Genomic DNA, 13,050 nt, shown 5'->3' with positions numbered 1-13,050 from the left:
CCGTCACTCCTGCAACAACGTGCCGGGGTTCAGGCGCCCGGCCGGATCAAAATGCCGACTCAGTGCCTGCAGGGTGTCCATCGCCAGCGCGCCCTTCTCCCGTCGCAGATACGGCGCGTGGTCCTTGCCCACGCCATGCTGGTGACTGATGGTGCCGTGGTTGTCGACGATGGTCTGGCTGGCCGCCTGCTTGAGTGCCTGCCAGCGCGCCAGGGTGGCGGGGTAGTCCGCCGCCGGGCGAAACACATAGGTGGTGTAGATGCTCGATCCTTCGCCGTAGACATGGGACAGGTGGGTGAAGACATGCACGCGCTCGCCTTCGGCAGCCAAGGCGTCACGCAGGCTGTTTTCGACAAGCGTGAGCAGGTTATCGACGTTGCTCCAGTCAGTGGCCGTTTCCAGGGTGTCGACCACGTAACCGGCGTTCCACAGGTTTTCGCGCAGGTAGGGAAAGCGAAAACGGTTCTGCGCCCACTTCTTGCCGAGCAAGGTGCCGGTAAACACCCCGCCGAACGCCTTCAGGTGCTGCCGGGCCTGACGCAGGGACAGCGCATTTTGCCGACGATTGCCGGTCACGCCGAACGTCAGCAGGCATTTGCCCTCGCCGGCGCCGCGCAGGGCCAGGTACTTTTCCAGCCAGGCGATCTGCTGTGGATGACCGGCCAACGCCAGTTGGGTTTCGGTTTCCACCGCGTTGGACAAGCGCAGCATCGACAGCGGCACCCGCGCTTGGGTCAACTGGCGGATGGCGCGTAGCGCCTGCGGCCAATCGGGCAGAAAAACGCCGTAGAAACGTTCATCGGCGGGCAATTCACTGACCCTAACCTTGACCTCGGAAATGATCCCGAAACGGCCTTCACAGCCCAGCACCACTTCGCGCAGATCGGGACCGGCCGCCGAGGCTGGAAAGGTGGGAATTTCCAATGGGCCGGCAAAGGTTTCCAGTGTCCCGCCGGCGAACAATTGCTCGATTCGCCCATAGCGCAGCGACTGCTGGCCACTGGAACGACTGGCGACCCAACCACCCAGTGTCGACAGCTCCCAGGACTGCGGAAAATGCCCCAGGGTGTACCCACGGGCGCGCAACTGACTTTCCACCTGCGGTCCACTGGCGCCGGGGCCAAAGGTGGCCAGCAGGCTCTCTTCGTCGAGCTCCAGCAGGCGATTCATGCGAGCCAGGGAAACCGTCACCACCGGCCGCGCAGAATTCGGCGGGTTGATGTGGCCGGCCACCGAGGTGCCGCCACCATAAGGAATCAGGCACAGGTCCTGCTCATGAGCGAGCGCCAGCAACTGGCGAATCTGTTCAGCGCTCTCGGGAAAGGCCACGGCATCGGGATAATTACCCAGCGCGCCTTCACGCAACGCCAGCCAGTCCGGCAGGCTCTGCCCTCGGGCATGCAGCAAGCGATCATGGGCATCCAGGCTGTACAAGAGGTGTTGCTGCAACCGCGATACGGGCACGCGGGCCAATGCCGTCTCAAGCGTCGCATCGGGCAGCGCTCGACCGTCACCCACTCGTTGCGCGAGAAAGCTCGCGCCCTGGGCCGGCAGTTCGACCACCGTGGTTGCATCTCCCCAGCCGTTCCAGCGTCGCATGCGTGTGTCCTTTTGCGGTTCTGATCAGTGATATTTCAGGCCCCCATACTAGTCAGCCGCCCGAAAGTGTCACGGTCGCATCCGGCCAGTTCGAGTAGCCAATTGAGTCAAACGTCGCGCAAGCGTCAGCCATTTACTTTAGCCGTGGTTTCAAATTACCTTTCAGGGCATTCATCCGCGCACGCGGGCCTTGATCAAAGGAAACGATCATGCAATCCCTGGGCTTCACTTCAGTTCCGCCGCTGCTCAAATACCTGCGCCATGCCGAACAACTGGGCATGGCCATCGAGCCTGCGTTGGCGGCTGCCGGGTTGCAGGCACAGCAGTTGAGTGACAACAGCCTGCGGTTGCCGGGTGAGGCCCATGAACGGCTGCTCGATTATTTCTGCGAACACTCGGGCGATGCGCTATTTGGTCTCAACGCCGCGCGTTTTGTGTTGCCCAACTCCTGGAGCGTGCTCGGCTACATCACCATGAACTGCGCGACACTGGGCGATGCGATGAGTCGCATCATGCCGTTCGAGAAGCTGGTGGGCGACATGGGCGTCAGCCGCGCCGAGGTGCAAGGCAGCGAGGTGCACCTGATCTGGACCTGCCGCCATCAACGCCCGCGAATTCGCCGGCACCTGGTGGAAAACGTGCTCGGCTCCTGGCTGCAATACGCGCGCTGGATCGCCGACACGCAACTGTCGCCGGCCGCCGTCTGGCTGGAACATGCACGTCTGACCGACACGACGCTGGCAGAGTACGAGCAGTTCTTCGACTGCCCGGTGCTGTTCGACCAGCCTTACTCGGCGCTGATTGTGCCGTTGCCGTATTTGCAGTTGCCCTTGCGCCAGGCCGATGCGCAATTGCTGCGCACCCTGGAAGAACATGCCCTGGGATTGATGGCGACACTGGAGGACGCGTCGCTGCAGCAGCGGGTCAAAAACATCCTGCGCCAGTTGCTCAAGGAAGGCCTGCCACGCAAGGAGCAGGTGGCCGAGCAGCTCGCGGTGTCAGTGCGCACCCTGCAACGCCAGTTGCATCAGGCCGGTACGTCGTACCAGCAGATCCTCGATGACCTGCGCCAGGAGCTGGCCGAGCATTACCTGCTCAACAGCACCCTGCCGATTCAGGACATCGCCCAGTACCTGGGTTTCACCGAACCCCGCTCGTTTCACCGCACCTTCAAAAGCCGGCGCGGGATGCCGCCCGGCGAGTTTCGCCAGACCCACCGGGTGCCGAACGAAGGCTGAAGGCTTAAGCCTGAGGGGCTGAAGGCTCAGAGGCTGATCGCGTTGGTGAACACCAACCGATTGCCGAAAGGATCGGCGATGGTCAGGTCCTGGCTGCCCCACGGCATGACCTGGATCTGCGGATGGGAAAAGCCGTATTCCGTGGCCAACAGTTGCTGTTGGAACTGCTCAAGCTCCTCGGTCTCGATCCGCAGTGCAGAACCCGGTGCGCTGTCGTCATGGTGTTCGGACAAGTGCAGCACGCATTCGCCACGGGAGATTTGCAGGTACAGCGGGGAACTCGCTGCAAATCGATGTTGCCAGTCGATCTTGAACCCCAGGAAATCGACGTAAAACTCCACGGCCTTGGCTTCGTCGAAAATGCGCAGGACCGGAGTGGTTTTGCCGAAGCTCATCGAGTTGCTCCCAGACGGTGAAAGACCTGTAGGAGCGAGCTTGCTCGCGATGGAGTCAAAGGCACCGCGTTTAGCCAGTCAAAACGCGTTATCGTTAACGACCATCGCGAGCAAGCTCGCTCCTACACAATACGTAACCGACCAGCAAGGGAAGTCGGTCTTGATATCAGTCCTTCGGCGCGGAAATGGCGTTCTTTAGTCTCAAAGTGCCACTACTGTGACGCAGTCCTCGAAACTCACTGAAAACCCGTGCGCAAATCCCCTTCCCGAGCCAGGAACCGCCCTTCCCTGCGCCCATTGGCCTGGCCATCGCGGTAGCTCAACACACCGTTGACCCAGACGCCCTCGATGCCTTGCGCCGCCCGTTGCGGATCGTTGAAATCGGCGACATCGCGGACAGTCGCCGGATCGAACAACACCAGGTCGGCCCAATGACCTTCGCGGATTTCACCGCGCGCCTTCAAACCGAAGCGTGCCGCCGACAGCCCGGTCATTTTGTGCACCGCCGTGTGCAGCGGGAACAGTCCTACGTCACGGCTGAAATGTCCGAGTACGCGAGGGAATGCACCCCACAAGCGTGGGTGCGGAAACGGGTCTTCCGGCAAGCCGTCGGAGCCGACCATCGACAGCGGGTGCGCAAGGATTCTGCGCACATCCGCCTCATCCATGCCGTAGTACACCGCGCCGGCCGGTTGCAGCTGGCGAGCAGCATCCAACAGCGACACATTCCATTCGGCGGCGATGTCCATCAGGTCGCGGCCGCCCATTTCCGGATGCGGGGTCGACCAGGTGATGGTGATGCGATGGGCATCGGTCACCTGATTGAGGTCCAGGGTCGAGGAGCTCGCCGCATACGGATAACAATCGCAACCCACCGGGTGGGTCTTCGCCGCCTCTTCGAGGGACGCCAGCAGCTGCGGACTACGCCCCCAGTTACCGGCACCGGCACATTTGAGGTGGGAAATGATCACCGGGCTTTGCGCATGTCGACCGATCTGGAACGCCTCGTCCATGGCCTCCAGCACCGGTTCGAACTCGCTGCGCAAGTGAGTGGTGTAGACCGCGCCGAATGCCGTCAGCTCTTCGGTCAGTTGCATCACTTCATCGGTCGATGCCGAGAAGGCGCTGGCATAGGCAAGACCCGTGGACAGACCCAACGCGCCGGCCTCGAGGCTCTCGCGCAATTGCTCGCGCATCGCGCTGATTTCATCGGCGCTGGCGGTGCGAAACAGGTCGTCCAGATGATTGCTGCGCAACGCCGTATGGCCGACCAACGCGGCAACGTTCAGCGTGGTGTTTGCCGCTTCGACCGCGGCGCGGTAGGCGCCGAAGGTCGGGTAAACGAACGCAGCGGCCGTGCCCAGCAGGTTCATCGGGTCCGGCGGATCACCACGCAAACTCACCGGCGAGGCACTGATCCCGCAGTTGCCGACGATCACCGTGGTCACGCCCTGGCTGAGCTTGGGCAGCATCTGCGGCTGGCGGATCACCACGGTGTCGTCATGGGTGTGCACGTCGATGAAACCCGGCGCGAGCACCTGGCCCTGCGCGTCGATTTCTTCGCTGGCATGGGCATCGCGCAAGTCGCCGATGCGCTCGATGCGTCCGTTGAGAATGGCCACGTCGGCGGGGTAACCGGGGCTGTTACTGCCGTCGATGATCAGGGCGTTGCGAATCAGCGTGTCGTACTGCATGTCAGTCTCCCAGCGGCAAGTGGTCGTCGCCGCCGCGGTATTCGTCGAGGGCGAGCTTGATCCGCCGCAGACGTTCTTGATTGTCTTCAGGATTGGCCAGCGCCAGCTCGGTGGCGAGCACATCGATGGCCAGCAGCATGCCGTAGCGCGCTGCCGTGGGTTTGTAGATGAACGAGGTTTCGGCGCTTTGCAGGGGCAGGACGATGTCGGCCAACTGCGCCAGCGGTGAATCCGCCCGGGTGATGGCCAGGATGCGCGCGCCGTAGTTGCGCGCCAGCTCCACCGTTTCAACCAGCTCCGGGGTGATCCCGGTGAGCGAACAGACAATCACCACCTGTTCAGCGCTGAGGCTGGCGGCGGTGACGCGCATCATCACCGCATCGTGGCACACCGCAATCGGATAGCCGAGGCGCACCAGGCGCACTTGCAGTTCATCGCTGCACAGGGTCGAGCAGCCGCCCATGCCGAACGCGTGAATCATCCGCGCCTTGCCCAGCAATTTCACCGCGTCGGCGAAACGCGACTCGTCGAACGCCGCCAGGTGCTGGCGCAAGGTCGTCTCGATATCGCCGACGATCTGCCCGTAGAACGCCGACTGCTCGGGCGTGCCCGCCGGGTCGAGAAAGCGGCTGCCGACGCCGCTGGCCTGGGCCAGTTGCAAGCGCAGGTCACGCAGGTCCTTGCAGCCGACCGTACGGGCGAAACGCGACAACGTGGCGCTGCTGACCTCCGCCCGCAACGCCAGCTCATCGAGGCTGGCCGAGGCGGCAAATCCGACGTCGTCGAGCATCAGGCGGGCGATGCGCCCTTCACCGGCGCTGAAGGAATCCTGACGGGCGCGGATCTGGTAGAGGATGTCCATGCAGTGGCTCCGGTTAAATCAGGTAAGAAAGGCCAACGGTCAGGCCGAAGGCGACGACCGAGATCAACGTCTCGAGCACGGTCCAGGTCTTGAAGGTTTGGGCAACGGTCATGTTGAAGTATTCCTTGATCAACCAGAAACCGCCGTCGTTAACGTGGGAAAAGATAACCGACCCCGCGCCCGTCGCCAGCACCAACAGTTCCGGATGGGGATAACCCAGACCAATGGCCACGGGGGCGACCACACCTGAAGCGGTGGTCATGGCCACAGTGGCAGAACCGGTGGCGATGCGCATCAGCGCGGCAAACAGCCAGCCCATCAACAGCGGCGACAGATGAAACTCGTGGGCCAGGCCGACGATCTGGTCGGTGACGCCGGCGTCCACCAGAATCCGGTTCAGGCCACCACCGGCACCCACCAGCAGGGTGATGCTCGCGGTCGGCGCCAGGCATTCGTTGGTGAACTTGAGGATCGATTCGCGGTTGAAACCCTGGGCCAGGCCGAGGGTCCAGAAGCTCAGCAAGGTGGCCAGCAACAGCGCGATCACCGAGTTGCCGATGAACAACAAAAACTGGTTGAAACCTGTACCCGGCGTGGAAATCAGATTGGCCCAGCCGCCGATCAGCATCAACACCACCGGCAACAGAATGGTCGCCATGGTGATGCCGAACCCCGGCAGGCTGTCGCGCGGTTCGCGCTCCAGGAATTGGCGTTCCAGCGGGTTTTCTGCTGGCAATTGAATGCGCGGAACAATGAATTTGGCGTACAGGGGACCGGCGATGATCGCGGTCGGAATGCCGATCGCAATCGCATAGAGCAAGGTCTGCCCCACCGACGCCTGATACACCTGCACCGCGAGCATTGCCGCCGGGTGCGGCGGCACCAGCGCATGCACCACCGAGAGCCCGGCGACCATCGGCAAGCCGACCATCAGGATCGATACGCCCACGCGCCGCGCCACCGTAAAGGCAATCGGCACCAGCAAGACGAAACCGACTTCGAAGAACAGCGGCAGCCCCACCAGGAACGCGATGCAGACCATCGCCCAATGCGCGTTCTTCTCGCCAAAACGGTCGATCAAGGTCCGCGCCACCTGCTCGGCGCCGCCGGATTCGGCCATCATCTTGCCGAGCATCGTACCCAGCGCCACCACCAGCGCGATGTGCCCCAGCGTCTTGCCGACACCCGCCTCGTACGCCCCCACCACACCCGACGGCGGCATCCCCGCCACCAGCGCCAGGCCGATGGAAATCAGGGTGATGACAATGAACGGGTTGAGCCGGTAACGGGCGATCAGAACGATCAGTGCAATGATGGCGATGGCGGCATACACCAGCAGCCAATAGCCGAAGGACAGGGTCATGCGGTACTCCTCGAGAGGGTCACGTCGAAATATTTGTGAAACTCTTAAAACATTTCGAGGCGTTATTTTCAAACGAGGTGAAAATAATTTTCGTACAGAGGTAAGACATGTCGCACAGAGGTATGCCGTGTCGCAAATTATGAAAGTCGGCCGTGTGAATTTTCATCGCCGACTGTCAGATCGTTCCCCTATCAGCGTGGGAACGATCGAACGGCTGACTTCAGTCGTGCTGCATCCGCGCGCGCTTGAGCAGTTTCTTGCAACGCTCGGACAAATGCAGCACCCGCAGGTGCTTGCCGGCCCTGGCGTAGCGCTCGCGCAAGGTGCCCAGCGCGGCGATGGCCGAATAGTCGACAAAACTCAAGTGACGGCAATCCAGGGTCACTTGCGCCGGGTCGTTGGCCGGATCGAATTGATTGAGAAAGGGTGTGGTCGAGGCGAAGAACAGCGTGCCATGCACCCGGTACAGCTTGCTGCCGTCGTTCTCCAGATGACTGTCGGCATACAGCTGTCGGGCCTGCTGCCAGGCGAAATTGAGTGCCGCGATGATGATGCCGCAGAGCACCGCGGTGGCCAGGTCGGTGAACACAGTAATCACCGTCACTGCGATGATCACCAGCACGTCGTTCACTGGCACTTTGTTCAGTACCCGCAACGAAGCCCAGGCGAAGGTCTGCTGCGACACCACGAACATCACCCCAACCAACGCGGCCAAGGGAATGCGCTCGATCAGCGGCGACAGGAACAGGATGAACAGCAGGATCGACACCCCGGCCACCACCCCGGACAAGCGCCCGCGACCGCCGGAACTGAGGTTGATCACGGTCTGGCCGATCATGGCGCAACCGCCCATGCCGCCGAACGCACCGGACACCAGATTCGCCGCCCCCAGCGCCACGCACTCGCGATCCGGGAAGCCACGGCTTTCGGTGATTTCGTCGGTGAGGTTCAGGGTCAACAGGGTTTCCAGCAAGCCGACCAGCGCCATCAGGATCGCGTAAGGCGCGATGATGCGCAGGGTCTCCAGATTCCACGCAATGTCCGGCAGCGCCAGGGTCGGCAAGCCACCGGCAATGTGCGCCATGTCGCCCAGGGTGCGGGTCGGCAGGCCGAGCAGATACACCGCCAGGCCCACGCCGAGGATCGCCACCAGCGCCGGCGGCACCGTACGGGTCAGGCGCGGCAGCACGTAGACAACCGCCATGGTCACCGCGACCAGGCCCAGCATCATGTACAGCGGCGTACCGCTCAACCAGGTCTCACCGCTCTTGAAGTGCTCCAGTTGCGCCAGGGCAATGATAATCGCCAGGCCGTTGACGAAACCGAGCATCACCGGGTGCGGCACCATGCGCACCAGCTTGCCGAGCTTGAGCAGCCCGAACGCCATCATGATCAGCCCGCCCAGCAACACCGTGGCCAGCAAGTACTGCACGCCGTGTTGCACCACCAGCGCGACGATCACCACGGCCATCGAGCCGGCCGCGCCGGAGACCATGCCCGGCCGCCCGCCGAACAGTGCGGTCAGGGTGCAGATGATGAACGCACCGTAGAGCCCCATCAGCGGGTTGAGATGGGCCACCAGCGCGAACGCGATGCACTCGGGCAACAGGGCGAAGGAAGTGGTAAGTCCGGCCAGGACATCGGCGCGTAGACGTTTTGCTTTCATGGGGGGGACCGCACACAGGGAAAAACGAAAAAGAGTGTGCGGATGTTACGGAATCGAGGGCCGAGCGGCCATCATCTGTGTCATCGAAAAAGTCTTCGCGAGCAAGCCCGCTCCCACATTCGATCGCATTCCTTCTGACGGAGCGCGATCAATTGTGGGAGCGGGCTTGCTCGCGAAGAACGATGACGCGATCTATAGCGAACTCACACCATCTCCTCGCGAATCCACTCCACCACCGACGTGCGCTTCGGCACCCAACCCAGCAACTCCCGCGCATGCTTGCCACGAACCCGACTGTTGGAGCCCAAACCATAGTTGGCCATCTCATAACCCCACTCGGCTTCGGCGTCCTTGAGCGGCCAGTCCTGCGGCTCGCCCAGGTTCAGCGCCTTTGCCATGGCAGTGGTCATGTCGATGAACGACGCTTCTCCGCTTTCAACGAAGTAGAAGGTGCCAGGTACGTTTTCAGTCAGCGCCAGCAGGTACAGAGAAACCACGTCTTCGATGTGCACATTGGACCAGATGTTCCGCCCCGTGCCGACATGGCGCACCACGCCACTTTTACGTGCCTGTTTGAGCAGGCGCGGCAGCTGCACGCTGTCGCGATGCACACCCAGGCTGTGGCCGTAGATCAAGGTGTTGCAGATCACCGCCGAGTTCACCCCATCCATGGCCGCCGCCAGGATCAGAGTATCGATGGCCACGCGCGCAGCTTTGTCCACGGTCGGCTCTGGCAGGTTGTCTTCGAAGTAGATGACATCACTGGATTTGCCGCCCGAGGCATCGCCGACGATGCTCGAACCGCTGGTGTGCAGGAATACTTTGCCAGAACCGCGCAAGGCATCGAGCAAGGCCTCCACCGCACCACGATGATCGCTGCTGGCCGCGTTGATCACAGCGTCCGCGGCCAGCGCCTGATCGGCTAACAGGGCAGAGTCGTCGAGGGTGCCGATCACCGGGGCGATGCCCAGCGCACGCAGTTCATCCGCTTGTTCGGCGCTGCGCACCAGGCCGGTGACGTTGTGGCCGGCCTGGACCAGTCCCGTGGCGATGGAGCCGCCGATAAAACCGGCAGCGCCGGTAACGAATACGTTCATGGAGAAACTCCCTGCGTGGATAAGTGATGCAAGGAGTATCAAGGAGCGATCACTGCCGAAAAATGCCCTCTGACCCAATTCACTTTTGCGCAGGAATCACGAATCAGCCCTTGAAATCTGCGCTCGCATAACCCGCCAACTTGCCCTGGATAAAGTCCAGGAAGCATTGAATCCGCAGGGCCAGTTGCGAGTTGCGGTAGTACACCGCGTTGATCGGCTGGCGGTAGCCGCTGTTGAATTCACCCAGCAACACTTTCAAGCGCCCGGCACGAATGTCTTCGATGGTCATGAAGTGTGACAGGCTGGCGATGCCCTGGCCGTCCAGAGCTAGATGGCGGATGGTCTCGCCGCTGGAGGCGCTGATCGACGCCTGGATCGGCCAGCGATCGCCATGCACATAACGCAGCGGCCATTGGTTGAGGCCTTCGTTCTGGGTGAAGCCCAGCAGCGTATGGTCGGCCAGATCGGCCACGGCTTGCGGGGTGCCGTGTTTTTCCAGGTACGCCGGGCTGGCGACGATGTGCAACGGGCTGCAACCCAGGGAGCGGGCATGCAACGTCGAGTCAGTCAGGGTGCCGATACGGATGGCGATGTCGGTGCTCTGCTCAAGCAGATCGATGATCAGATCATTGCTGTTGAGTTCAAGCTGGATGTCCGGGTAGAGCCTGCGGAACTCATCGATGTAGGGCACGATGGCGTGCAGCATGAACGGCGATGCCGCGTTGATCCGCAGACGCCCGGACGGCGTTTGCTGGCGCGAAGACAGGCGCTCTTCGAGCTCATCCATCTGATCGAGAATGCGCTTGGCGTGCTCGAAGAAATACTTGCCCTCTTCGGTCAGGTCCATGCGCCGTGTGGTGCGATTGATCAAGGTGGTGTCGAGCTTGGCCTCCAGCCGCGACAGCGTACGACTGACCGCCGAGGGCGTTTGCCCGACCTGCTCGGCCGCCGCAGAAATCGACCCGCATTCAATCACGCAGACGAAAATCTGCAATTCATCGGATCTGGCTTTCATCGATAGTCCTGCGTCGTTCTATTGTGCAGAGGAAGTCCATTGTGGCGAGGGGGCTTGCCCCCGTTCGGCGGCGAAGCCGTCGTAAAATCGACATACGCGGTGTATCTGAACCTCCGCGCGCACCGGTTATGGGTCCGCTTCGCGCACCAACGGGGGCAAGCCCCCTCGCCACAGGAACTGTGCCTGACTCAAACAATCGATAGTAGCCCGAAACAGTTACGACGACAGGCCAAACACCTCACTCAAATGCCGCTCATAACGCGCCACATCGCCTTCGATGTCCGGACGCTTCATCACGTCCACGCAGAGGAACGTCGGCAAACCGGTCATGCCCAGGAACTCGTTGGCCTTGTGGAACGGGAAGTACACGGCGTCCACGCCTTTGGCTTCGAAGAAGTCGGTCGGGTCGTCGAAGGCTTGCTGCGGGGCGTTCCAGGTCAGCGACAGCATGTACTGCTTGCCGTGGATCAGGCCACCGCTGCCGTACTTCTGCGAGGCGTCGGAGCGAGTGCGGCCGTCGCTGGCATAGAGGCTGCCATGGCCTTCGGTGAAGACTTCGTCGATGTACTTCTTCACGGTCCACGGTGCGCCCATCCACCAACCGGGCATCTGGTAGATGATCACGTCGGCCCAGAGGAACTTGGCCACTTCTTCGGCAACGTCGTAGCCCTCATCGATGAAGGTGGTTTTCACATCCATGCCGCCACGATCCAGCACGCTCAACGCGGCTTCATGCAGAGTAGTGTTGTAGCGACCGTCGGAGTGTGCAAATTTTTTGCCGCCATTGAGCAACAGGACTTTTTTCATGGGAGATCTCGGGAAGGGTCGGGAATTCAATGGCGGCAGAGTACCGATCGGCCTCGCGCGGAATAAGCCTCGGTTTGGCAAAATTCATTTGACCTACAAGCACGAATCAACAGGCGATTGTTGCCTTAGACTGGCGCCAGTTCTGACTTGAGGAGAGATGTAGATGAGTGAAATCCAGGGCTTCATCCTGCACGCCAAGACCCGTCCGGAAAAATCCGACGCCTTCGAAGCATTTTTCAGCGGCTACGTGGAGGCGAGCCGAGCCGAACCCGGTTGCATCGAATACCACATGTTGCGCGACAAACAGGACCCGAGCCTGTTCATCTTCTACGAGATCTGGCAATCCCAGGCCCACCTCGACGTGCACTCGAACCTGCCACACATGAAGCAGTTCCTCGAGCAGCGTGATGAGTACCTGGAGCGGGATTTCGAGATCCGCGCCATCGACATGATCAGCCGGTCGTCCGCTAGCCGCTGATCAGCAAGTGGCCGCCGAGCAACCCCATGCCAACGAAGAACACGCGCTTGAACCACAGCGCGCTGATCCGTTGGCGCAGCGTTTGCCCCAGCCACATGCCGAGCATGGCCGGGATCAGCGCCAGCAGCGATGCGCTCAACTCGCCCCCACCGAGAGCGCCGCGCCATAACAAGCCACCGGCCAGGGCCAGGGTCGAAACGGTGAACGACAGGCCCAGTGCCTGCACCAGTTCGTCCTTGCTCAAGCCCAGCGCTTGCAGGTACGGCACCGCCGGAATCACAAACACGCCGGTGGCCGAAGTGATGACGCCGGTCAGCAGGCCACACAGCGGACCGAACCAGCGTTCGCGGCGCCGCCCCACGCGCAGGGTCGGCAGGAACAAACCGCTCAGCGCATAGAGCAACAACGCCGCCCCCAACCCTCGCACCACCCAATGGCCACCGCTCATGCCGATCCACAGCGTGCCTGCCCCGGTGCCCATGAAGATCGCCAGCAACATCGGCCACAACCGTTTGACCAGCCCCGACAGATGCCCGCCGAATGCCAGTTGCCAAACGTTGGTCAGGGTCGCCGGAATGATCAGCAGCGCCGCAGCCTGCGACGGCGCCATAGCCAGACCGAGCAGGCCCATGGCGACCGTGGGCAGGCCGAGACCGATCACGCCCTTGATCATGCCGGCCAGCATGAAGGTGCCGATCACCAACAGTGACAGGGCCAGGCCGAGATTCTGGTAAAACGCCGAGAGTGTATTCATGGGGCTATGGTGAGCCCGCCAGGGTTGATTGAAAATCTGCCATATACTGAGGTTGCCTCTTGCTTTGGTAGAGGCTGAGTAT

Annotated in this window: 12 protein-coding genes; 2 read left to right on the top strand and 10 right to left on the bottom strand. The window is 61.8% G+C overall.

Annotated features, from left to right (window positions below):
- Positions 1-3: 3 nt before the first annotated feature.
- Positions 4-1,599, bottom strand: coding sequence for an FAD-binding oxidoreductase (locus QMK54_RS03510; protein ID WP_320402079.1), 1,596 nt, complete (start codon positions 1,597-1,599; stop codon positions 4-6).
- A gap of 209 nt (positions 1,600-1,808) precedes the next feature.
- Here QMK54_RS03510 and QMK54_RS03505 point away from each other — a divergent pair, with 209 nt between their 5' ends.
- Entirely contained in the window at positions 1,809-2,837 is a 1,029-nt protein-coding gene (locus QMK54_RS03505) for an AraC family transcriptional regulator (protein WP_320402078.1), read from the top strand.
- A 26-nt stretch (positions 2,838-2,863) separates the two neighbouring features.
- Here the strand turns inward: QMK54_RS03505 and QMK54_RS03500 are convergent, their stop codons facing one another.
- The 8 genes from QMK54_RS03500 to QMK54_RS03465 form a co-directional block, all read right to left on the bottom strand.
- A complete protein-coding gene (locus tag QMK54_RS03500; RefSeq protein WP_320402077.1) occupies positions 2,864-3,232 on the bottom strand; it encodes a glyoxalase superfamily protein in 369 nt (122 codons plus the stop codon).
- A 236-nt stretch (positions 3,233-3,468) separates the two neighbouring features.
- Positions 3,469-4,926 (bottom strand): D-aminoacylase, encoded by a 1,458-nt coding sequence (locus QMK54_RS03495; RefSeq protein WP_320402076.1) that lies wholly within the window; start codon positions 4,924-4,926, stop codon positions 3,469-3,471.
- Between the two features lies 1 nt (position 4,927).
- Entirely contained in the window at positions 4,928-5,788 is an 861-nt protein-coding gene (locus tag QMK54_RS03490) for a MurR/RpiR family transcriptional regulator (protein WP_320402075.1), read from the bottom strand.
- 13 nt (positions 5,789-5,801) lie between these two features.
- Positions 5,802-7,151: a gluconate:H+ symporter gene (locus tag QMK54_RS03485; protein ID WP_223589975.1), complete on the bottom strand. Its 1,350-nt coding sequence runs from the start codon at positions 7,149-7,151 to the stop codon at positions 5,802-5,804.
- A 220-nt stretch (positions 7,152-7,371) separates the two neighbouring features.
- Positions 7,372-8,817, bottom strand: a complete 1,446-nt coding sequence (locus tag QMK54_RS03480) for a SulP family inorganic anion transporter (RefSeq protein ID WP_223589973.1) — start codon at positions 8,815-8,817, stop codon at positions 7,372-7,374.
- Positions 8,818-9,020: 203 nt separating this feature from the next.
- The gene (locus tag QMK54_RS03475; protein WP_223589971.1) at positions 9,021-9,914 is read right to left on the bottom strand and encodes an NAD-dependent epimerase/dehydratase family protein; all 894 of its coding nucleotides are present in this window, start codon (positions 9,912-9,914) and stop codon (positions 9,021-9,023) included.
- A gap of 103 nt (positions 9,915-10,017) precedes the next feature.
- The gene (locus QMK54_RS03470) at positions 10,018-10,929 is read right to left on the bottom strand and encodes a LysR family transcriptional regulator (protein WP_110662165.1); all 912 of its coding nucleotides are present in this window, start codon (positions 10,927-10,929) and stop codon (positions 10,018-10,020) included.
- Positions 10,930-11,145: 216 nt separating this feature from the next.
- The gene (locus QMK54_RS03465; protein ID WP_320402074.1) at positions 11,146-11,736 is read right to left on the bottom strand and encodes an NAD(P)H-dependent oxidoreductase; all 591 of its coding nucleotides are present in this window, start codon (positions 11,734-11,736) and stop codon (positions 11,146-11,148) included.
- A 163-nt stretch (positions 11,737-11,899) separates the two neighbouring features.
- Here QMK54_RS03465 and QMK54_RS03460 point away from each other — a divergent pair, with 163 nt between their 5' ends.
- Positions 11,900-12,214 carry a putative quinol monooxygenase gene (locus QMK54_RS03460; RefSeq protein ID WP_223589965.1) on the top strand — a complete coding sequence of 105 codons (315 nt, stop codon included), beginning with the start codon at positions 11,900-11,902 and terminating at the stop codon, positions 12,212-12,214.
- Here the strand turns inward: QMK54_RS03460 and QMK54_RS03455 are convergent.
- On the bottom strand, positions 12,204-12,968 hold the full coding sequence (locus QMK54_RS03455; RefSeq protein WP_223589963.1) for a sulfite exporter TauE/SafE family protein: 765 nt from the start codon (positions 12,966-12,968) through the stop codon (positions 12,204-12,206). The genes QMK54_RS03460 and QMK54_RS03455 overlap by 11 nt on opposite strands.
- Positions 12,969-13,050: the final 82 nt, after the last annotated feature.

The organism is Pseudomonas sp. P5_109 (genome assembly GCF_034009455.1).
In the GTDB taxonomy this organism is placed as follows: Bacteria; Pseudomonadota; Gammaproteobacteria; order Pseudomonadales; family Pseudomonadaceae; genus Aquipseudomonas.
Note: the sequence above shows the minus strand (reverse complement) of the source record. Positions and strands in the feature narration are given on the sequence as shown.

Excerpts from the sequence above, each read along its gene's own strand:
- QMK54_RS03470 (WP_110662165.1), bottom strand. The coding sequence starts at position 10,929 with ATGAAAGCCAGATCCGATGAATTGCAGATTTTCGTCTGCGTGATTGAA.
- QMK54_RS03510 (WP_320402079.1), bottom strand. The coding sequence starts at position 1,599 with ATGCGACGCTGGAACGGCTGGGGAGATGCAACCACGGTGGTCGAACTG.
- QMK54_RS03455 (WP_223589963.1), bottom strand. The coding sequence starts at position 12,968 with ATGAATACACTCTCGGCGTTTTACCAGAATCTCGGCCTGGCCCTGTCA.
- QMK54_RS03480 (WP_223589973.1), bottom strand. The coding sequence starts at position 8,817 with ATGAAAGCAAAACGTCTACGCGCCGATGTCCTGGCCGGACTTACCACT.
- QMK54_RS03495 (WP_320402076.1), bottom strand. The coding sequence starts at position 4,926 with ATGCAGTACGACACGCTGATTCGCAACGCCCTGATCATCGACGGCAGT.
- QMK54_RS03485 (WP_223589975.1), bottom strand. The coding sequence starts at position 7,151 with ATGACCCTGTCCTTCGGCTATTGGCTGCTGGTGTATGCCGCCATCGCC.
- QMK54_RS03460 (WP_223589965.1), top strand. The coding sequence starts at position 11,900 with ATGAGTGAAATCCAGGGCTTCATCCTGCACGCCAAGACCCGTCCGGAA.
- QMK54_RS03490 (WP_320402075.1), bottom strand. The coding sequence starts at position 5,788 with ATGGACATCCTCTACCAGATCCGCGCCCGTCAGGATTCCTTCAGCGCC.
- QMK54_RS03465 (WP_320402074.1), bottom strand. The coding sequence starts at position 11,736 with ATGAAAAAAGTCCTGTTGCTCAATGGCGGCAAAAAATTTGCACACTCC.
- QMK54_RS03475 (WP_223589971.1), bottom strand. The coding sequence starts at position 9,914 with ATGAACGTATTCGTTACCGGCGCTGCCGGTTTTATCGGCGGCTCCATC.
- QMK54_RS03500 (WP_320402077.1), bottom strand. The coding sequence starts at position 3,232 with ATGAGCTTCGGCAAAACCACTCCGGTCCTGCGCATTTTCGACGAAGCC.
- QMK54_RS03505 (WP_320402078.1), top strand. The coding sequence starts at position 1,809 with ATGCAATCCCTGGGCTTCACTTCAGTTCCGCCGCTGCTCAAATACCTG.